The organism is Tsukamurella soli (genome assembly GCF_039541155.1).
GTDB classification, from domain to species: Bacteria; Actinomycetota; Actinomycetes; order Mycobacteriales; family Mycobacteriaceae; genus Tsukamurella; species Tsukamurella soli.
In genome coordinates, this window is sequence record NZ_BAABFR010000027.1 from 38,759 (window position 1) to 57,159 (window position 18,401).

The 18,401-nt window shown below is 69.3% G+C and carries 16 protein-coding genes and 2 tRNA genes; 7 read left to right on the forward strand and 11 right to left on the reverse strand.

The window, feature by feature from the left end:
- Positions 1-59: 59 nt before the first annotated feature.
- Positions 60-1,511: a zinc-dependent metalloprotease gene (locus ABD908_RS10800; protein WP_344995000.1), complete on the reverse strand. Its 1,452-nt coding sequence runs from the start codon at positions 1,509-1,511 to the stop codon at positions 60-62.
- A 134-nt stretch (positions 1,512-1,645) separates the two neighbouring features.
- Here ABD908_RS10800 and ABD908_RS10805 point away from each other — a divergent pair, with 134 nt between their 5' ends.
- Positions 1,646-2,671 carry a YlbL family protein gene (locus ABD908_RS10805; protein ID WP_344995003.1) on the forward strand — a complete coding sequence of 342 codons (1,026 nt, stop codon included), beginning with the start codon at positions 1,646-1,648 and terminating at the stop codon, positions 2,669-2,671.
- Between the two features lie 40 nt (positions 2,672-2,711).
- On the opposite strand, the gene ABD908_RS10810 is transcribed toward ABD908_RS10805, so the two are convergent.
- Positions 2,712-3,332, reverse strand: a complete 621-nt coding sequence (locus ABD908_RS10810; RefSeq protein WP_344995006.1) for a PPA1309 family protein — start codon at positions 3,330-3,332, stop codon at positions 2,712-2,714.
- Between the two features lie 153 nt (positions 3,333-3,485).
- On the opposite strand from ABD908_RS10810, the gene ABD908_RS10815 reads away from it, so the two are divergent.
- From ABD908_RS10815 to ABD908_RS10825, 3 genes are all read left to right on the forward strand, one after another.
- Positions 3,486-6,476, forward strand: coding sequence for a UPF0182 family membrane protein (locus ABD908_RS10815; protein ID WP_344995009.1), 2,991 nt, complete (start codon positions 3,486-3,488; stop codon positions 6,474-6,476).
- A gap of 119 nt (positions 6,477-6,595) precedes the next feature.
- Positions 6,596-6,672, forward strand: a tRNA-Met gene (locus ABD908_RS10820).
- An 80-nt stretch (positions 6,673-6,752) separates the two neighbouring features.
- Positions 6,753-7,154, forward strand: coding sequence for an acyl-CoA thioesterase (locus ABD908_RS10825; protein ID WP_344995012.1), 402 nt, complete (start codon positions 6,753-6,755; stop codon positions 7,152-7,154).
- Positions 7,155-7,221: 67 nt separating this feature from the next.
- On the opposite strand, the gene ABD908_RS10830 is transcribed toward ABD908_RS10825, so the two are convergent.
- Entirely contained in the window at positions 7,222-7,992 is a 771-nt protein-coding gene (locus ABD908_RS10830) for an enoyl-CoA hydratase/isomerase family protein (protein WP_344995015.1), read from the reverse strand.
- A 106-nt stretch (positions 7,993-8,098) separates the two neighbouring features.
- On the opposite strand from ABD908_RS10830, the gene ABD908_RS10835 reads away from it, so the two are divergent.
- A tRNA-Met gene (locus tag ABD908_RS10835) sits at positions 8,099-8,172 on the forward strand.
- 82 nt (positions 8,173-8,254) lie between these two features.
- Here the strand turns inward: ABD908_RS10835 and ABD908_RS10840 are convergent.
- From ABD908_RS10840 to ABD908_RS10860, 5 genes are all read right to left on the reverse strand, one after another.
- The gene (locus ABD908_RS10840; RefSeq protein WP_344995018.1) at positions 8,255-8,770 is read right to left on the reverse strand and encodes an O-acetyl-ADP-ribose deacetylase; all 516 of its coding nucleotides are present in this window, start codon (positions 8,768-8,770) and stop codon (positions 8,255-8,257) included.
- Positions 8,767-10,353 (reverse strand): ATP-dependent DNA ligase, encoded by a 1,587-nt coding sequence (locus tag ABD908_RS10845; protein WP_344995021.1) that lies wholly within the window; start codon positions 10,351-10,353, stop codon positions 8,767-8,769. Before ABD908_RS10845 ends, ABD908_RS10840 begins: the two co-directional genes overlap by 4 nt.
- A gap of 193 nt (positions 10,354-10,546) precedes the next feature.
- Positions 10,547-10,870, reverse strand: coding sequence for a transglycosylase family protein (locus tag ABD908_RS10850; protein ID WP_344995024.1), 324 nt, complete (start codon positions 10,868-10,870; stop codon positions 10,547-10,549).
- 504 nt (positions 10,871-11,374) lie between these two features.
- Positions 11,375-11,989: a DUF3558 domain-containing protein gene (locus ABD908_RS10855; protein ID WP_344995027.1), complete on the reverse strand. Its 615-nt coding sequence runs from the start codon at positions 11,987-11,989 to the stop codon at positions 11,375-11,377.
- Positions 11,989-12,375: a hypothetical protein gene (locus ABD908_RS10860; RefSeq protein WP_344995030.1), complete on the reverse strand. Its 387-nt coding sequence runs from the start codon at positions 12,373-12,375 to the stop codon at positions 11,989-11,991. Before ABD908_RS10860 ends, ABD908_RS10855 begins: the two co-directional genes overlap by 1 nt.
- 848 nt (positions 12,376-13,223) lie before the next feature.
- Between ABD908_RS10860 and ABD908_RS27635 the strand changes: the two genes are divergently transcribed.
- Positions 13,224-13,523 (forward strand): DUF7373 family lipoprotein, encoded by a 300-nt coding sequence (locus ABD908_RS27635; RefSeq protein ID WP_425584369.1) that lies wholly within the window; start codon positions 13,224-13,226, stop codon positions 13,521-13,523.
- Between the two features lie 91 nt (positions 13,524-13,614).
- Here ABD908_RS27635 and ABD908_RS10870 read toward each other — a convergent pair whose 3' ends face one another.
- The 3 genes from ABD908_RS10870 to ABD908_RS10880 form a co-directional block, all read right to left on the reverse strand.
- Positions 13,615-14,853, reverse strand: coding sequence for an acyl-CoA dehydrogenase family protein (locus tag ABD908_RS10870; RefSeq protein WP_344995036.1), 1,239 nt, complete (start codon positions 14,851-14,853; stop codon positions 13,615-13,617).
- 36 nt (positions 14,854-14,889) lie between these two features.
- Positions 14,890-16,266, reverse strand: coding sequence for an acyl-CoA dehydrogenase family protein (locus tag ABD908_RS10875; protein WP_344995039.1), 1,377 nt, complete (start codon positions 16,264-16,266; stop codon positions 14,890-14,892).
- Between the two features lie 127 nt (positions 16,267-16,393).
- Positions 16,394-17,212, reverse strand: coding sequence for an inositol monophosphatase family protein (locus ABD908_RS10880; RefSeq protein WP_344995041.1), 819 nt, complete (start codon positions 17,210-17,212; stop codon positions 16,394-16,396).
- A 123-nt stretch (positions 17,213-17,335) separates the two neighbouring features.
- On the opposite strand from ABD908_RS10880, the gene ABD908_RS10885 reads away from it, so the two are divergent.
- Positions 17,336-18,310, forward strand: a complete 975-nt coding sequence (locus tag ABD908_RS10885; RefSeq protein WP_344995044.1) for an ABC transporter permease — start codon at positions 17,336-17,338, stop codon at positions 18,308-18,310.
- The last annotated feature ends 91 nt before the right edge of the window (positions 18,311-18,401 follow it).

Sequence of the window (18,401 nt, forward strand, 5' to 3'; positions counted from 1 at the left end):
CCGGAACGCCGCACAGAACTCCCGCTATCCACAGGCTGCGGTGCCTGTGGATAGCGGTATCAGGACTGGTCGCCGGGCTTCTCAGGCCCGTCCGCGTCGCCCTTGTCTGGATCGCCCTTGCCCGCCGAGCCACCGGCCTGCTCGGCCTGGATCTGCCGCTCGAGCTCGGCGATCGGGTCGTCCAGCGACGAGCCGCCCACGATCCGGTCGATGAAGCCGGCGGGGGAGTCGATGTCGTGGGCGTCGGGTATGAGATCGGGGTGCGCCCACACGCCGTCGCGCTGCTCGAGCGACGTGGCGTCGAGCAGTCGCTGCCAGAGCGTGGCCGCCTCGCGGACCTTGCGGGGCCGCAGCTCGAGGCCGACGAGCGTCGCGAACGTCTGCTCGGCCGGCCCGCCCGATGCGCGCCGGCGGCGCATCGTCTCGCGCAGCGCATCCGCGCCGGGCAGGCGTTCGGACAGCGCCGCATGTACCACCGTCTCGACCCAGCCCTCGATCAACGCCAGCAGCGTCTCCAGCCGTGTGAGCGCCGCCTTCTGCTCAGGGGTGGCCTGCGGCTCGAGCGCCGCAGACTGCTCCGACATCAGCCGCTCCAGGGCGGCCGGATCGGCCAGCGCGCTGGGGTCGAGGTTCCGAGCGAGCTCCTCGATGCCGGACATGTCGAGGTGGATGCCCTGTGCGTACTGCTCGACGCTGGCGAGCAACCGCTGCCGAAGCCACGGCACGTGCGAGAACAGCCGCTGGTGCGCCGCCTCGCGCGCCGCGAGGAACACGAGGATCTCCTGGTCGGCCTGCTCGAGGTCCTTGCTGAAGGTCTCGATCGCCTCGGGCAGCAGCGCGAGCGCGTCCACGGGGCCGAGCGGCAGCCCGATGTCGGTGGAGGTGAGCACCTCCTTCGACAGGTGCCCCAACGCCTGACCGAGCTGCGTGCCGAAGGACATGGACCCGATCTGGGAGAACATGCCCATCATCGGCGCGGCCATCTCGCGCGCCTCCTCGGGCAGCCCGCTCACCCACATGCCCGACACCTTCTCGGCCACGGGATTGCACAGCCGCTTCCAGGTGGGCAACGTCTTCTCGAGCCAGTCCACCGGCGTCCACGCCTCGGTCTTCTGCGGCCCGGCGGGTAGCACCGTGGCCTCGTCGAGCCACAGCTGCGCGAGGTGTACGGCGTCGCCGACGGCCCTGCGCTGGCCGTCCGACACCGGCGTGTGCCGGCCCAGCGTCTGCCGCGCGAGCTGCGAGGCGAGCTGGTAGTTCACCGGGTCACCGGTTGCGGCACCCGGATTGGCCATCGCGCCACCCATGCCCGAGATCATCTGCCCGAGCTGGCTGAGCATGGCACCCAGCTGCGAGGGATCGAACGGCTGGTTCGGGTCGGCATCGAAGCCGCCGAATCCGAACGGGTTCTGCGGCTGCCCGGACCGGCCGCGCGCCTCCTCCTCGCGGCGCCGGCGCTCGGCGTCGTCGGGGTCGTCGCCGGCGGAGAACCCGAAAGGCACGTCGTTCATACCGTCCACGGTACTTGCCGCGTCCCGAGCCCGCGTCGCTCCGCGTCACGCTTTGGGCGAACACCGGAGGTCCGGGAGCGCGGGACTCTCCGGGCGGACACGGGCAACACAGCGTACGTCGTTACTCTGGCCGCGTGAAGAACCGCGGAGTGATCGTCCTGGTCGCGCTGGTGCCGTTCCTGGTGCTGATACTGGTGGGGATGACGGTGACGGTGCCGTTCGTCGCCGTCGGACCCGGCGCGACCGCCGACACCCTCGGGAAGTACGAGGGCAAACCGGTGATCACCGTGAGCGGTCACGCGGTGCGCAAGCCGTCGGGCGAGCTGATGCTCACCACCGTCAGCCTCAACGACGGACTCAACCTATTCGAGGCGCTCGGCTTCTGGCTCAGCGGCGACCACCAGATCGCGCCGCGCGAGGAGTACTTCCCGCCTACCCAGACCCGCAAGCAGACCGATGAAGCCAGCCGCGAGCAGTTCGTCGGGTCGGAGGCCTCAGCGACGGTCGCCGCCCTCCAGTACCTGTCGATCCCGACCGCGCCGGGCGTCGACTCCGTGCAGGTCAAGGGCCCCTCGGACGGCAAGCTGCAGCCGCAGGACGTGATCACCGCGGTGGACGGCAAGCGCATCACCGCCGTCGCCGACATCGCGGCGGACGTCTCGGCGCATGCACCGGGCTCGACGGTGACGCTCACCGTAGCGCGCGAGGGCGCCACGATCCGGGTGCCGATCGTGCTCGGTGCACGATCGGACGACCGGTCCAAGGGGATGCTCGGCATCGAGGTCGGCCCGGTCCCGGCAGACTCGAAGCTGGACATCGGCTTCGACGTACAGGACATCGGCGGACCGTCCGCCGGGCTGATGCTCGCGTTGGGGCTCGTCGACATGCTGGGGCCCACCGACCTCGCGGGGGGCAAGACGATCGCCGGCACCGGCGAGATATCCGAGGACGGCACCGTCAGCCCCATCGGGGGGATCACGCACAAGCTGCTCGGTGCTCGGCGCAAGGGCGCCACGGTGTTCCTGGTGCCCGATCAGAACTGCGCGGAGGCCAAGACCGACGTTCCCAAGGGGCTGGAGCTGGTGCGCGTGAAGTCGTTGACGGACGCCGTGTCGTCGCTCGCGCTGGTGCGGGCCGGCAAGCCGGCCCCGGCCTGCTGACAGAGGCCGCGCGCTACCGGTCCGGCCTGCCGGCCCGGATCTAGTCCTCCCGGTCGAGGGTCGCGAGCAGCCCGTCGATGAGCCCCGGTGCCATGTCGTCGGCGCGCAGGATGTCCTCGTGCGCGAACGGGTCGTCCTCGTCCTGCGGGCGGAGCTGCAGCAGGGTGATCCGCTGCCCGTCGCGCAGGACCGCCGCGCACATCCGGGCGTGCCGGCGGCCGGGGTGCTCGTGTGCGACCTCGCGCGCTGCCCGGTCCGCGTCGGACGGATCGCTGCCGGCCGGGTCGGATCGATGCAACTCGGCCAGGAGAGCGCCGTCGAGATCGGCCTCCGCATCGGGCGGCAGCACCAGGACCTCCTGCACGAGCGCGCACCCCACCACCTCGTCGGGCCAGGTCGTGGTGCCGAGGACGTGGTCCAGCTCGGCGCTGGCGCCCGCGGGGTCACCCGGCAGGGGCTCCTGCTCGATCAGGGTCAGCTCGGTGCCGTCGTCGAGCATGTCGGCCCACTCGGGCTGGCTCTGGGCGAGCAGAGAGGTGGGGACGAGCGCGAACAGCTGCGGCGGCTGGCCCCATCCGCGCGGGTCGACGAACTCCATGGCCTCTGCGGCCGCCCGGCCCAGGGACGCCTCGCGATAGGTTCCGAAGTCGCTGTGGGTCACGCGGCAATCTTCGCACCCGGTAGCCGAAGTCCGGCGCCCGCATCGGGTGGGGCGGCCCGCCGACGTCCGGACGACGGCCCGCCACCGTCATCCGGACTGGACACCGAGCGCCCGTAACCGGAATCGGACAGCGCGATCCGTACAGTGGAGCGCGTGAGCAATCGTGGTGCGACGTCGATCCCGTCGCTCTCCCGCCGGGCCAAGATCCTCATCGCGATTGCGGTGGTGCTTCTTGCGGTCCTTCTGATCGGTCCCAAGTTCGTGGACCTCTATACCAACTTCCTCTGGTTCGCGTCCGTCGGCCATGCGTCGGTGCTGCGGACGGTGGTCCTGTCGCGGCTCGTGCTGTTCTTCGTCGCGGGCCTGTTCATGTGGCTCGCCACGTTCCTCGGCCTCTGGCTCGCGTACCGGGTGCGGCCCGCGTTCCTGCCGTCGCCCACCGACGACCCCGTCGTCCGCTACCGCGCGGTGGTGACCAGCAGGATCAAGACGTTCGGGCTGATCCCGTCGATCCTCGTGGGCCTGATCGGCGGCATCTTCGGGCAGGCGTCCTGGCGCACGGTCCAGCTGTTCCTGCACCGCGTGCCGTTCGGGATCCAGGATCCGCAGTTCCACAAGGACATCGGCTTCTACGCGTTCACGCTGCCGTTCGTGCACCTGGTGCTGACGTTCCTGTTCGCCGGGCTGATCGTGTTGTTCCTGGCCAACCTCGTGGCTCACTACGTGTTCGGCGGTATCCGGCTCGCGGGCCGGGAGGGGCGGCTCGCGCGCGGCGCACGGATCCAGCTGGCGACCATCGCCGGCGCGTTCCTGCTGACCAAGGCGGCGGCGTACTGGTTCGACCGCTACGACCTGGTGTACTCGGAGCGTTCCCGGATGTTCACCGGCGCCGGCTACGCGGACATCCATGCGGTGCTGCCCGCGAAGGCGATCCTCACGGGCATCGCGGTGATCTGCGCGGGTGCGTTCTTCGCCGGGGTCGTGATGCGCGACCTCCGAGTGCCGGCCATCGCCACCGTCCTCATGCTGTTCTCGTCGCTGGTGGTGGGCTTCGGCTGGCCGCAGGCCGTGCAGTACTTCTCCGTGAACCCCAGCCTGGAGAAGGAGACGCCGTACATCCAGCGCAATCTCGAGGGCACCAAACAGGCGTACGGGTTGACCGACATCAAGTATGTGCGCGACTTCGGGAAGGCGAGTAAAGACCAGCTGCAGACCATCACGCCGGCCGACAGCGCGTCGCTGCAGAACGTCCGCCTGCTCGATCCGTCGGTGGTGTCGGATGCATTCAGCAAGCGCAACGAGCTCAAGCAGTTCTACACCGTGCCCGAGCAACTGGCCGTCGACCGCTACGTCACCGATGGCAAGCTGACCAACTACCTGGTCGCGGCGATCGAGCTGGATCCGAGCAAGACGCCCACCGACTGGGCCAACCGGCACCTGGTGTACACCCACGGCAACGGGTTTCTCGCGGCGCCGGCGGGGCAGGTGAACGAGGTCCTGTCCGACGCCGGGCAGGCGAACCTCGGGTCGGCCGGCGGCCTGCCGGTCATGACGACCAACGGCATCCCGGTCTCCACGGCACCGGGCGCCCAGAAGCAGATCACCGTCACCCAGCCGCGGATCTACTTCGGTGAGGTGATCGGCTCCGACCCCGACTTCTACTCGATCGTCGGGGGTGCGGGCGAGCCGCGCGAGTACGACAACGACCGCGACCACACCTCCTACGACGGTGCCGGCGGGGTCTCGATCGGTAGCTGGTCGCGACGGCTGGCGTACGCGATCAAGTTCGGCGAGCGGAACCTGCTGTTCAATCGCGATATCGACAGCAAGTCCAAGATCATCTACCTGCGCGACCCGCGTGACCGCGTGCGACAGGTGGCGCCGTTCCTGACCACCGACACCAAGACGTACCCGGTGATCGACCAGGCCACCGGCCACATCGTGTGGATCGTCGACGGCTACACGACCCTGCCGAGATACCCGTACGCGGAGCCCACGCCGCTGGCGAATGCGACCACGAAGCCGGATCAGGAGCAGCAGCCGCAGAGCGCTCTGCCCAGCAGCACCCGCACCCAGCCCGACGAGCAGATCGGGTACATCCGCAACTCGGTCAAGGCCACCGTCGACGCGTACGACGGCACGGTGCACCTGTACCAGGTCGATGATCACGATCCCGTGCTCAACGCCTGGAAGAAGGTGTTCCCCGGGGTGATCGAGCCCAGTTCGGCCATCCCCCCCGCGATCGCGGACCACTTCCGCTATCCCGAGGACCTGTTCGAGGTGCAGCGCTTCCTGCTGCAGAAGTACCACACCACCAACCCCACGAGCTTCCGCCAGGGCAACAACCTCTGGCAGATGTCGGACTCGCCGGATCGGACGCCGGACCAGGGCTCCGCGCAGGCGCCGTACTACTCGGTGGCGTCCAATCTGCAGAACGGGGATGGCTACTTCCAGCTGTCGTCGCTGATGCAGGCTCGTGATCAGGACTACCTGGCAGCGCAGATGTCGGTGTCGTCGTCGCCGTCGACGTACGGCCAGATCACCCTCCGCGAGTTCGTCAAGGGCGGGCTGGTGCCGGGGCCCAAGGCCGCGGCGGGGCTGATCAACGCGTCGGCGCCGATCACCAACGACCGCGCCAACATCACCGCGATCAACCCGCGGTACGGCAACATGCAATCGATCGTGCTCAAGGACGGCGGGCTCGTCTACCTCTGGCCGATGTACGCGAGCACCGGCGAGAAGGACCCGCCCAAACTGATCAAGGTGCTGGCGCTCAACCCGGTCACCAGCACTGTGGGCTACCAGCCGACGGTGGCGCAGGCGCTAAAGCAGGCGGGCTACCTGGGCGTCGACTCGGCGCTCGGCTCCGCGGCGACGGGCGTCGCCGGGGGACCGGCGGAAGGTGTCGCGCCCGCGCAGACCCCGGTGCCGGCACAGGCCGGCGGCACCCCGACGGCGACGGTGCCGGGCGCTGGTGACTCGCCGGAGGTGCGTGCCGCCGTCAAGGCCGTGTCGGACGCGTGGGCGGCCGTGGTGGCCGCGCAGAAGTCCGGCGACCAGGTGGCGATCGGCCAGGCGATGGACAAGCTCGGCCAGGCCGTCGCCAAGCTGACGGCGGCCGAGAGCGCGCAGGCGCCCAAGTGACGGGTACGACGGTGCCGGGCCGGCGGCCCGGCACCGTCGGCGGCCGGCGGGCCCGAAACCCCCTGTGTTCAGGCGATTTGGAATTCATCGTCCCGCTCACGTAACGTTGTGATCACCAACGCGGGGTGGAGCAGCTCGGTAGCTCGCTGGGCTCATAACCCAGAGGTCGCAGGTTCAAATCCTGTCCCCGCTACCACGTGAGAAGCCCTCGGCAGCGACGCTGCCGGGGGTTTTCTCGTCGTTCACCGGGTGCTGGTGATGATGTGGAGGAGGGCCGTGCACGCGTATACGCATCACGTCCGGTACCACGAGGTGGACGGCCAGGGCTTCCTGTTCAACGCTCGCTACCTGGAGATCGCCGACGTCGCGTTCACCGAGTACCTGCGGCTGCTCGGCTGGACGTACCCGGAGTTCGTGGCAGCGGGCGCCGATCCATCGGTGGTGTCCGCGAACCTCACGTTCTCCGCGCCCGCCCGATTCGACGACTCCCTCGACGTGGACGTCGCGTGCGTGCGCGTCGGCACCTCGAGCTTCGAGCTGCACATAGCGATCACCCGTGCCGGCGCCGCCGTGGCGCGCGTCGAGTCGGTGTACGTCAACGTCGACACCGGCACGGCCTCGTCCCGGCCGCTGCCCGCCGACGTCGCCGCGCGGCTGCGGTCCTCCGCCGCTCGGTAACCGCTACATACGCTCGGTAACCGCTACATAGTCGACGGGCCGGTTCACAGCGCCACCGGAAAGGCGGTCACGCGCCGCGTTTCGCCACGAATCGGTCGATGAGGGCCGTGGCCTCCGGCGTGCCGGATGCGTGGGCGACGGCCGCGGCCTCGATGTCGAGATGCTCGCCCAGCGTGTGAGCCCAGGATGCGCGGATCAGCCGGCGGGCGGCTCCGAGCGCATGTGCCGGCCGACCGACCAACGCGGCCGCGGCCGCGCGCGCCGACGCGGCGACATCGTCGTCGTCGCACACGGTCGACACGATCCCGAGCGCCTGGGCGCGCTCCGCCGTCAGCGGCTGCGACGTGAGGATCAGCTCGAGCGCCCGGCGCTGCCCGACGATGCGGGGCAGCAGCCACGACTGGCCACCGTCGGGCGTGAGGCCCACCGACGTGTAGGCCGTCACGAACTTCGCGGATGCACCGGCGACCACGATGTCCCCACCGAGTACGAACGACAGTCCCACCCCGGCCGCCGCGCCCTGGACACCGACGACCACCGGCTTCGCCAGCGCGTCCAATGCTCGGACGGCGTCATGCGCAGCGCCGGCGAGCTCAGCGAGGAACGTGGGGCGGTCGGCGGCCGCGGCCATCGCCGCGAGGTCTCCGCCGCCGCAGAATCGGGGTCCCGCGCCGAGCAGGAGCACGACATCCACGTCGTCGTCCGCGGCGACGCGCTCGACGGCGGCCAGCAGCGCCTGCGCGGTCGCCAGGTCGATCGCATTCGCCTCCTCGGGCCTGTTGAGCGTGAGCTCGGCGATCCGGTCGGTGACGGTGTACTCGACGAGATTTCCGGTCACGAGGTGCCTCCTGGTGCGATGCGGTGTTGACGGGCTGTCGTTGGAGCCGACTGTATCGCGCCGATTTCCGGTGACGGCTGTGACTCGTGTACCGTGGATCAAGCAACGCGGGGTGGAGCAGCTCGGTAGCTCGCTGGGCTCATAACCCAGAGGTCGCAGGTTCAAATCCTGTCCCCGCTACTGAAAACCGAAGGCCCCCGGAGATTTCCGGGGGCCTTCGATGTTCGGTGCGGGCGTTCCGCCGAACCTGCCCTCGTGACGCCTAGTACGGTGGGCGGCGCAATCGCTGTTCCAGCCTCTCCAGCAGTCCGTCGTCGAAGGCGACGATGCGCGCCTCCTCGACATCGCACATCGTGGCGGTCAACGTCTCCACGGCAGCGTCGATCGCGTCGTCCGCCGGCCACCCGTAGATGCCGGAGCTGATCAGCGGGAAGGCGACAGTGCGTGCCCCCAGATCGTCGGCCACCTCGAGCGCTCGCCGATAGCAGGACGTCAGCAGCGTCCGATCGCGTTCACCCGCCCGGAAGTTCGGACCGACGGTGTGGATCACCCAGCGAGCAGGCAGGTCGCCGGCGGTGGTCCAGCCCGCATCGCCGGTGGCGAGTCCGCGGGGGAACCGCACGATGCAGTCGGCGAGCACGGCCGGGCCGCCGGCGCGGTGAATGGCGCCGTCGACGCCGCCACCGCCGCGCATCCGCCGGTTGGCGGCGTTGACGACGGCGTCGACGTGCTGCGCCGTGATGTCGCCGCGTACGGCGGTGACCGTGGGAGTGCTCATCGCCTGATCGTCGCACCGCCGTCGGTCGCTCCGGGACCGTTCGGGAGCAGCGCACGGACGGCGTCGATGGTGTCGGCCTCGGCAGTGTCCTTGTCGGGGCGGTACCGCAGCACGCGAGCGAACCGCAGCGCCACGCCGCCCGGGTAGCGGCGGCTCACCTGAACACCGTCGAGCTCGATCTCCACCACGATCTCCGGCCGCAGGTACACAGTGTGCTGATCGCGGGCGCGCTCGTGCCGCGGGAACTCCTCTGTCTGCCACGCGAGCAGCGCGTCGGTGAGGCCCTTGAACGTCTTGCCCACCATTATCGGGTCTCCGCCGTCGGGGTCCCGGGCGCCCAGGTGCAGGTTGGAGAGCAGCCCCATGCGCCTGCCGTAACCCCACTCGGCGCCGAGCACCACCAGATCGAGTGTGTACGCCTGCTTCACCTTCAGCCACGACCTGCCGCGTCGCCCCGCCGCGTACGGCGCGTCGAGCGCCTTCACCATCACGCCCTCGTGCCCTGCCGCCAGCGCCGCGGCGAGGTGGTCTGCCGCGGCCTCGGGTGTGGGGGAGACCAGGGAGGGGATCAGATGCTCGCCGGCAACGGCGGCGAGCGCCGCTCGGCGCGCCGCGAGCGGTTCGTCCAGCAGGTCTCGACCGTCGAGTTCGAGACAGTCGAAGAAGAAGGGTCGCAATATGTCTCGCGCCTTCTCGACGTCGAGCGCGGGGCCGGAATCGGCTCGGTCGCCCGCCGCGCCGAATCGGCTCATCGTCTCCTGGAACGGCCGCGGCCGCCCCGAATCGGTGAGCGCGAGCGTCTCGCCGTCGAGAACCACACTGGTGCAGGACAGTCCGCGAGCGAGCTCGATGATCTCGGGCACGGTCGCGGTGATGTCACGAAGCGTCCTGGTGAACACCCGGACCTCGGACCCGTTGCGGTGTACCTGGATCCGGGCACCGTCGAGCTTGTATTCGACGCTCACCTCGGGGCCGAGGTCGGCGAGAGCAGCACCCAGATCCTCCGCGGGGGACGCCAACATCGGGGACACACCTCGTCCGACCTCGAGCCGGAACCGGGCGAGGGCGTCGACGCCACCGTCGAGGGCGGCGACCGCAGCGTCCGGGAGTGAGCCCGACAGCATCGCCGCGCGCCGCACCGCGTGGAGTGGAACGCCGGCGGCCGCAGCGACGGCCTCGGTCATGACCCCGGCGAGAGCGCCCTGCCGCAGCTCGCCGCCGAACAGCCGGACGAGGAACTGCTGCTCGCGTTCGGTCGCCGCGCCGAATATGCCGGACAGCAGGGCTGTGCGCCGATGTTGCGACCCCACCCCGACGGTGTCCGCCAGCTCGGTGAGGGTCGCATCCACCCCGTGCACCGTCAGCGACGACACCGCAGCGGGCTCGGTATCGGCGCGCATCAGCGTGCGCCAGCCCGTGCCGATCCGGCCCTGGGGGAGGTCGCCCGCCAGCCACGCGACCACGACCGCAGCCTCCACGGCGTCGGCCTCGCCGAGCAGGCTTGCGAGCGCTGCGATCTTCGCCTTGCGCGACCGTGTGCCGCCCACCTCGGCGGACACCTCGACGACCCGGTTGATCAGCACGGACCCATTCTGGCTCACGGGTACGACGACTTCGGTGAGTCGGGTGAGCACCTGCCACGTGGCCGGCGTGCCGGGACCGTGCGCGTCGACCGTGAGGTGGCGTCATAGACGACGCCAGGGGCGGCCGGGACTCGAGGTCCCGATCGCCCCTGGCGTCGCTATGAAGATGTGGGCGTGAGAGCCCTGGCTGGTGTCAGCCGCGCGAGCCGCACACGGGCCATGCGCCACGGCCCTGCGTCGCGAGGACGTTCTCGGCGACGTGGATCTGCTCGGCACGCGAGGCCTGCGACGGCGAGCCGCTGCCGCCGTTGGCGTACCAGGTCGACGGGGTGAACTGGAGGCCGCCGTAGTAGCCGTTGCCGGTGTTGGTCGACCAGTTGCCTCCCGACTCGCACGCGGCGATCGCGTCCCAGTCGACGGTGTCGGCGTTGGCGGCGCCGGCACCCAGAGCGATCGGAGCACCGATCAGCGCGCCGGAGACGGCCATCATGCCCAGGGTCTTACGGATGTTCTTCAAGGGGATTCCTTTCGCCGTGCGCGCGCCACCGACCAGGCCCTGACGGGCCGAGCGAGGGGGAAGTGAATGGTGGATCGTGCCGTCTCTGTCGGGCACGCCAGTGGGAGTGGCGCAGAAGATCTCTCCCGAGATCGCCACCGCAGGAGGAGATCGTCTGATCTCTCGTCCTGCGTGTCGGCACCGGGCGGCTCATAGGCGCTCGCCCCAGCGGTGCCGATCCCACTTCACACGCGGGTTCGCGGATTCAGTTGTTGTGTCCCGGCTAGCGGGTTGACCAGAACGCTAGAGGCTTCGAGGCGACATGTCATCCCGGTCGAGGGGTGGTAGCAGTTTGGTAACAGCTTGGTCACGACAACCTGTGATAAACATAGGCGCAGGTCAACGGCGGTATCTGGCAGGATGCTTCGAATAGCCATCTACCTGCGGTTTGTGGTGGACGTCACCGTGAAAATGTGACGTCCGGCACCTCCTTCGGTAACGGTTAGGTGACGCTGTCCCGGGTTTTCACGGCGCCCTGGCGGCTGCCATCGATGCGAATCGGACCACCCACGCGCACTCCTCATCGAGGCTTCGGCCTGTGCGTTGGGGGTATGCGGTGATGAGAGTGACTACGAGTGCGCGCTGGGACTCGAACGCCGCCCCGCATGTGTCGTCGTCGCCGGTCGCTACCGCGATGCGCCGCCCGTTGACGATCGTGTCGGGACTCCACCGTTTGTCGCGTTGCAGTCGCTTGTAGCGGTCGAGGCCGGCAGGATTAGTCACGAACTGGCTGGGTCCGGCGTCACCACGTTTCCAATGGCAGCCGCGGATATTGGGCGAATCGTGGCCAGCGGCGTCGCTCACCGACGCGGGGTCGATTCCGATCGAACGAAGCTCCGCGGAGGAGTATGCCGTGCACGGCTCGAACGATGAGCCATCGTTGCGATGGTTCCAACGTTCGGTGAAGGTCACCGCGAATGGCAGCGGTGGCGAGCCTGCGGTTTGCGATGCCACGGCAGACCCCTTCGCGGCGATCGGCTCACCAGGGATCGTAGTCGTGCAGCCGCCGACCGTCGCGGTGAGAACGACGCAGACCGCAAGCTGTGCCCCTCTAGGCGGATGGCGAGGATAAGTGCTCATCAATTCGCCTGTGTGGAATGCTGTGCAGCATAATAGATCTGGGTGTATCCGACCTTCTCCGTATCTGCCAGCTCGGTGTGTACTGCGCGCAGGCCTTCGGCAATTGCGCGTGAGGCGTCGGCTTGTGAAATCAGTGCTGCGCGGAGTGACTGGGGCCCTGCTGTTGCCGACGCTCGATAGTTCGTGGTGACGGTCCGCCCTTCGACGGTATCGCCGAGTGCGTTCTTCCATCCGACTTCGCGCAAGCCGTCTGCGGCGCGGTCCAACCTCTCCGCATGCCGTTCGTGTGCTCGTGCGAGTTCCTCGATCGGGTCACCGTCGAGCAACATCCCGCGCCGCCCGGCGATGCGCTCGTGCGCAAGCTCTCGCATCTCGTCGAAATCCATACCCCGCCCCGTCCGGTGTCGCGCCGGGGCGTGCATCCTCGTCCATCCCCGTCATCAATTAGACGCATCAGCCCTGCGGGCGGTTCCAAAGCGGCCGAGGAGACCGGCCGTCGGGCGATCCGGTCGACTGCAGGAGGATTCGAGAACTGATGCTGCAGAACATGTCTCAGTGACAAGGCCGCGGTTTGACGACCTGATGAGGAGCCCGCGGCGGGCGCGGCGGAAGCGCGGGTGGAGTGGATAAGCCGAACACGACCGGCGCGCAACTCGAAGAAGTTAGGTTCCACATCATGAATCGCAACGGGTGGCGGGGCCTTCGGACGGAGCGTGCGGCGATGGGCGCGTGCGGCGTGGCTGCGGTGGTGCTCACGGCGGCGTGCTCATCGACCGCCGGTACCCCCACCGCTGAGACGAGCGCCGCGCCGCACCTCGACGTCGGTCCTTCCCGACCACCGCCAGGGTCATCGTGTCGCCCACCACAGGAGGCGGCGGGAAGGCGCTCGAACTCCAACGGATGTTCCCGACGATGCCTGTCGTCACCGACATCGTCCCGACGATGAAGTGCATCGACGCGGTCCGCAATGCGGTCGGTGCGGAGGTGTCGGACAGCTTCGGTAGCGGGGTCGGACAGGCGCTTGCGGCAGCGCCGCTCGGGATCAGCATCGACTACCGAGACAAGCTCGATTCGATCGGCGACCACGAGTTCATCGTCGATCTGGCGGGGATGCCGTCCGTGGAGGCGGCGGCCAAGGCGGTCGCCGATCCGCGGGTCACGGAACTCGATGCGCCGATCTCGGGCGAGAAGCCGGAGCCCAAGACACCGGTGACGATTCCCGGCCGGCGTCGACGTGATCGGCCTCGGTGCGAGCAACGCGTACCGCACGCGGGACGCCGCAGGCGCAAGCCTGCTGGCGGGCCGATTCGCGACCGAGCAGGCCCAGGACGTCCCGGGCGGCTCCGCTTGGTCCGTCGATGGTGTCCCGAACAGCCGGTGCTACACCGGGAAGGACAGTGACTCCGACCCCGTCGCCTACTGCGTGGTCCCCGTAGGCCGCTACGTCGCCGAGTACACGTCACCTCAACCGACGAAGACGAAGCAGGCCGTCTCCGCTGCGTACCTGATCCTTCGCGCCGCGACCCGAGGCTAGCGAAACAAGGCCGATGTCGGAACCTTTGCGCCCGTACTGCGCCCTCAGACGCCCGCATATCAGCAGATCGGGCGCAAAGGTTCCGCTCACATCACTTGAGCTGCGCGCTGGTCAGATCCAGCGTGCGGCGGGCGATGATCAGCTGCTGGATCTGCTGTGTGCCCTCGAAGATGTCCAGGATCTTGGAGTCGCGGGCCCACTTCTCGAGCAGCGTCCGCTCGGAGTAGCCGACGGTGCCGGCCAGCTCGACCGCCTTCAGCGTCACGTCTGAGCCCACCCGGCCGGCCTTGGCCTTCGCCATCGACGCCTGCATCGAGTTGGGCAGCTTGTTGTCGGCCATCCAGCCGGCCTTCAGCGTGAGCTGGAACGCGGCCTCCCAATCGGATTCGAGCCGGATGAACTCGGCGGCGGCGTACGACTGCGCGTTGATCGGCAGGTCGTAGTCGATCACCACACCGGCGTCCTCGAGCACCCTGCGGAGCTCCTCGAGCGAGGCCCGAGCGCAGCCGATGGCCATCGCGGCGACCAGGGGGCGGGTGTTGTCGAAGGTCTGCATGACCCCCGCGAATCCCTTCTCCACGTTGATCTCCGCGCTGCCCAGGATGTTGTCCAGGGGGATACGCGCGTTCTCGAATCGGATCTCGGCGGTGTCGCTCGCCTTGATCCCCAGCTTGTGCTCGAGGCGGGTCACGGTGACGCCCGGATGCTCGCGAGGCACCACGAACGACTTGATCGCGGCGCGGCCCAGGCTCTTGTCGAGCGTGGCCCACACGACGATGTGGTCGGCGCGTCCGCCGGAGGTCACAAAGATCTTGGTGCCGTTCAGCACCCACTCGTCACCGTCGCGCACGGCGGTCGTCGACACGGCCGCCGAGTCGGAGCCGAAGCCCGGCTCGGTGATCGCCATCGAGGCCCACACCTTGCCGAACCGCTCCAGCTGCTCGTCGGTCGCGACAGCCGCGATGGCCGCGTTTCCGAGGCCCTGATACGGGAAGGCGAGCATCAGACCCACGTCGCCCCAGCACATCTCGATCGCGTTGATGATCGACTCCATGGTGCCGCCGTTGCGACTGGCGGTGGGGTCGACGGTGGGCTTGGGCTTGGGCTTCTCCGCCTCGTCGGTCTTGCGATCACCCGACGAGCCCGACGGTGCCTGCCCGGCGGCGGCCAGCCCGTCGTACAGGGCGGACGCGGTGTCGAGCTCCTTCGGCGGCTGATGCTCGGCGAGGTCGTACTTGCGGGCGATCGGGCGGAGGACCTCCGCCGCCGCCTGGTGGGTCAGCTCCACCGACGCCTTGAGCTTCTTGGGGAGTTCCAGGTTGATTGTCATGAGTCAGAAGTCTTTTCGTGAGAAGTGAAGGGGCGACTACAGCACCACGATGCCCTCGGCGACGCCGACGGCACGCAGATCGCGGTACCACCGCTCCACCGGGTGCTCCTTGGTGTAGCCGTGGCCGCCGAGCAACTGGACACCGTCCAGCCCGATCCGCATCCCCTTGTCGGTGGCGAACTTCCGGGCCAGCGCGGCCTCGCGGCCGAACGAGAGTCCCTGCTCGGCGCGGGACGCGCCGCGCCAGACCAACAGCTCGAGGCCGTCGACCTCGGTGGCCATGTCGGCGACGGAGAACGCCACCGCCTGCCGGTATGCGATGGGCTCGCCGAACGCCTCGCGCTCCTTGACGTAGGGGATCACGTAGTCGAGCACGGCGCGGGAGGTGCCGAGCGCCAGCGCGGCCCAGCCGAGGCGCGCGAGTCGCACGACGTCGGTGTAGTTGCGGGCTGCGGTGTCCTTGTCGACCTCGCCCAGCAGGGCGGCGTCGGGGACCTTCACGGTGTTGAGGTTGAGTCGGCCCAGGGCCGCGGCACGTAGGCCCATGCTCGGGTCGCCCTCCACGACGACGCCCTCGGAGCCGGACTCGACGATGAACAGAGCGGGCTTGCCGTCGAGGTCGGCACCCACGATGAACAGCTCGGCGGAGCCGGCGTCGGGCACGAGCGCCTTGACGCCGTTCAGGATGTACCCGCCTGCGGTGCGGGTCGCCTTGGTGGACAGCGTGAACGGGTTGAACAGTGCGCCCGGCTCCGCGAGCACCACGGAGGACTGCGGGACCTTCTCGCCGGCGAACTCGGGCAGGTAGGTGCGCTGCTGGCCGTCCGAGCCGAACTGCGCGAGCGTCACCGCCACGCCGCTCGGCGCGAGGATCGGCAGCGCCAGACCCATGTCGCCGTATGCGAGAGCCTCGGCGACGAGCGCGTTGGTGACCACGCCGCGGTCGCTGCCGGCGCCCTCGAGTTCCTCCGGGATGTTGATGAGCGTGATGCCCAGCTCGGCGGCGCGGGCGACCAGGGACTCGGGCGCCTTCGCGGCCTCGTCCGCGTCGTGGGCCGCGGGCCGGATGATCTCGGCGGCGAAATCCTTGATCGTCGAGACGATCATCTTCTGGTCGTCGTCGGGCGTGAGGTCGTAGTTCGACCGCGCGCTCGACCGCAGGCGCTGCGGCTTACCGGCCGTCTGCACCTTCTTGAAGGTGCGGTTGGCGGCACCGAGCGCCTTGAATCCGTGCTTGGTGCCTTCGAATGCTGCCTTGTTGACCAGGTCCGTCAGCCCGCGCTTCTGCACGAACGGCGACTGGACGATGGCCATCAGGCCGCGGATCAGCTGGCCCGTCGGGTTGCGGGGGATCGGGTTCTTCCCGACGGCGCTGGTGTCGCGGGGATCGGTTGACGTGCTCATCTCCACCATCTGTTCTCGTGTGGCACGCCGCCGGGGAGCAACGTGGGCTCCGCCGGCGTCCGCCAACTTACTCTTGAGTCAGGACCAACCTTACTCCCGAGTAAGATCGCTGTCACGCACCGGATCGGATCGCTGGTCAGTCCCCGGCGAGACGCTCCACCGCGACCGCGTGGAGTGCTGGGTTCGCAGCCAGCGCCGATCCGTTGTGCGGGCCGGGCCGGCCGTCGACCGACGAGAAGACCCCGCCGGCCTCCCGCACCAGGACGTCGAGTGCGGCAAGATCCCACAGCGACACCTCGGGCTCGACGGCCAGGTCCACCGCACCCTCCGCGACCAGGCAGTAACTCCAGAAGTCGCCGTAACCGCGCAGCCGCCACGCCTCGTCGGCCAGCGCCAGGAACCGCGTCCGGCCGGCGGGGTCCCAGTAGGCGAGGTCCGAGACCGAGATGCTCGACGACGCGACGTCGCCCACCGCCGACACCGCGAGGCGGCGCGGCTCGCCACCGTCGAACACCGCGAACGCGCCGAGCCCGGCGGCCGCGTACCACCGTCGGCGCAGGGCCGGCGCGGACACGACGCCCACCACCGGGACGCCGTCCTCGAGGAGGGCGATCAGCGTGGCCCACACCGGCACGGCGCGGACGTAGTTCTTGGTCCCGTCGATCGGGTCGAGTACCCACTGCCGCCCGCGGAACACGGCCTCCCCACCGAACTCTTCACCGAGCAGTGCGTCGTTCGGCCGCGCGGCCGCCAGCCGCTCGCGCAGCGTGGTCTCGACGGCCAGGTCGGCGTCCGACACCGGGGTGAGGTCGGGCTTCGAATCGACCCGCAGGTCGCGCGCCCCGAAGCGCGCCGTGGTGATGGTGTCGGCGGCATCCGCGAGCGCCAGGGCGAGTTCGAGATCGGGGTTGTGCTCTCCCGCGTCTCGGGTGGACGACGGTGCGGTGCTCGGCATAGGTTGCACCGTAATGCAGCCGGGTCCGGCACACTGTGACCCGTGCCCGGCCCGTGGGTCGGAGCCGGACTTCGAGGACAGACGAGGGCCGCACGTGGCCGAGGGAGAGGACTGCCGCCGACGATGACGGGCTATCTCCTACGCAGGCTGCTGAACTACATCGTCCTGCTGCTGCTCGCCACGTTCGTGACGTACATGCTCGCGTCCGCGACGTTCCAGCCGCTCGCGTCGCTGCTCGGCCGCAATCCGCCGGTCCCCGCGGCGGCGATCGCGGCCAAGCGCGCGGCGCTCCACCTCGACGACAACCCGGTGCACCGCTACTTCGTGTGGCTGTGGGGGGTGTGCCATGGCGACTTCGGACAGACGGTGGCCGCGGGCAGCGTGACCGACGAACTGTGGCAGCGCCTGCTGGTGAGCCTGCGCTTGGTCACCGTCGGCACGGTTCTGGGCGCGGTCCTGGGAACGCTGCTCGGCGCGTACTCGGCGGTACGCCAGTACAAGCTGTTCGACCACCTCGCGACCGCCGCCACCTTCGTGCTGCTGTCCCTACCGGTCCTGGTGCTCGCGCCCATCGTGAAGTGGCTGGCCGTCCAGTTCAACCAGGGCGTCGGGCACACCGTCATCCAGTTCACGGGGGAGACCACCCCGGGTGCGGGGGGTTCGGTGTTCGCCGACCTCCTCGACCGCCTCAACCACCTGCTGCTGCCCACCCTGGTGCTGACGCTGTTCACGCTCGGCTCGTACAGCCGCTACATGCGCGGCTCGATGCTCGACGAGCTCGGCGCCGACTACATCCGCACCGCCCGCGCCAAGGGCCTGACCCGCGCCCGGGCGATCTTCCGACACGGCTTCCGCACCGCCCTGATCCCGATGGCGGCATTGTTCGCGTTCGGCATGACCGGCGTGATCACCGGCGCCACGCTCACCGAGCGCGTCTTCGGCTGGTACGGCATGGGCGACTGGCTCATCAGCGGGATCAGCAACCAGGACATCAACATCACCCTGGCCGTGACGTTCTTCGCGGCGGTGTCCGTGTTGCTCGCGGGTTTCCTGACCGACCTGATCACCGCGGCTCTCGACCCGCGCGTGCGGACCTGAGGGAGGCGACGTGGTTCTCGATCCCGATCCGGCGCCCGGCGCGCCCGGCGCGGAGGGCGCGGCACCGTCGGGCCCCGGCGAGCGTGCCGCG

Bases quoted from the DNA above. Each gene is read 5' to 3' on its own strand.
- ABD908_RS10800 (WP_344995000.1), bottom strand. From the start codon at position 1,511: ATGAACGACGTGCCTTTCGGGTTCTCCGCCGGCGACGACCCCGACGAC.
- ABD908_RS10840 (WP_344995018.1), bottom strand. From the start codon at position 8,770: ATGAGCACTCCCACGGTCACCGCCGTACGCGGCGACATCACGGCGCAG.
- ABD908_RS10855 (WP_344995027.1), bottom strand. From the start codon at position 11,989: ATGAGCACTTATCCTCGCCATCCGCCTAGAGGGGCACAGCTTGCGGTC.
- ABD908_RS10860 (WP_344995030.1), bottom strand. From the start codon at position 12,375: ATGGATTTCGACGAGATGCGAGAGCTTGCGCACGAGCGCATCGCCGGG.
- ABD908_RS10870 (WP_344995036.1), bottom strand. From the start codon at position 14,853: ATGACAATCAACCTGGAACTCCCCAAGAAGCTCAAGGCGTCGGTGGAG.
- ABD908_RS10875 (WP_344995039.1), bottom strand. From the start codon at position 16,266: ATGGTGGAGATGAGCACGTCAACCGATCCCCGCGACACCAGCGCCGTC.
- ABD908_RS10880 (WP_344995041.1), bottom strand. From the start codon at position 17,212: ATGCCGAGCACCGCACCGTCGTCCACCCGAGACGCGGGAGAGCACAAC.
- ABD908_RS10885 (WP_344995044.1), top strand. From the start codon at position 17,336: ATGACGGGCTATCTCCTACGCAGGCTGCTGAACTACATCGTCCTGCTG.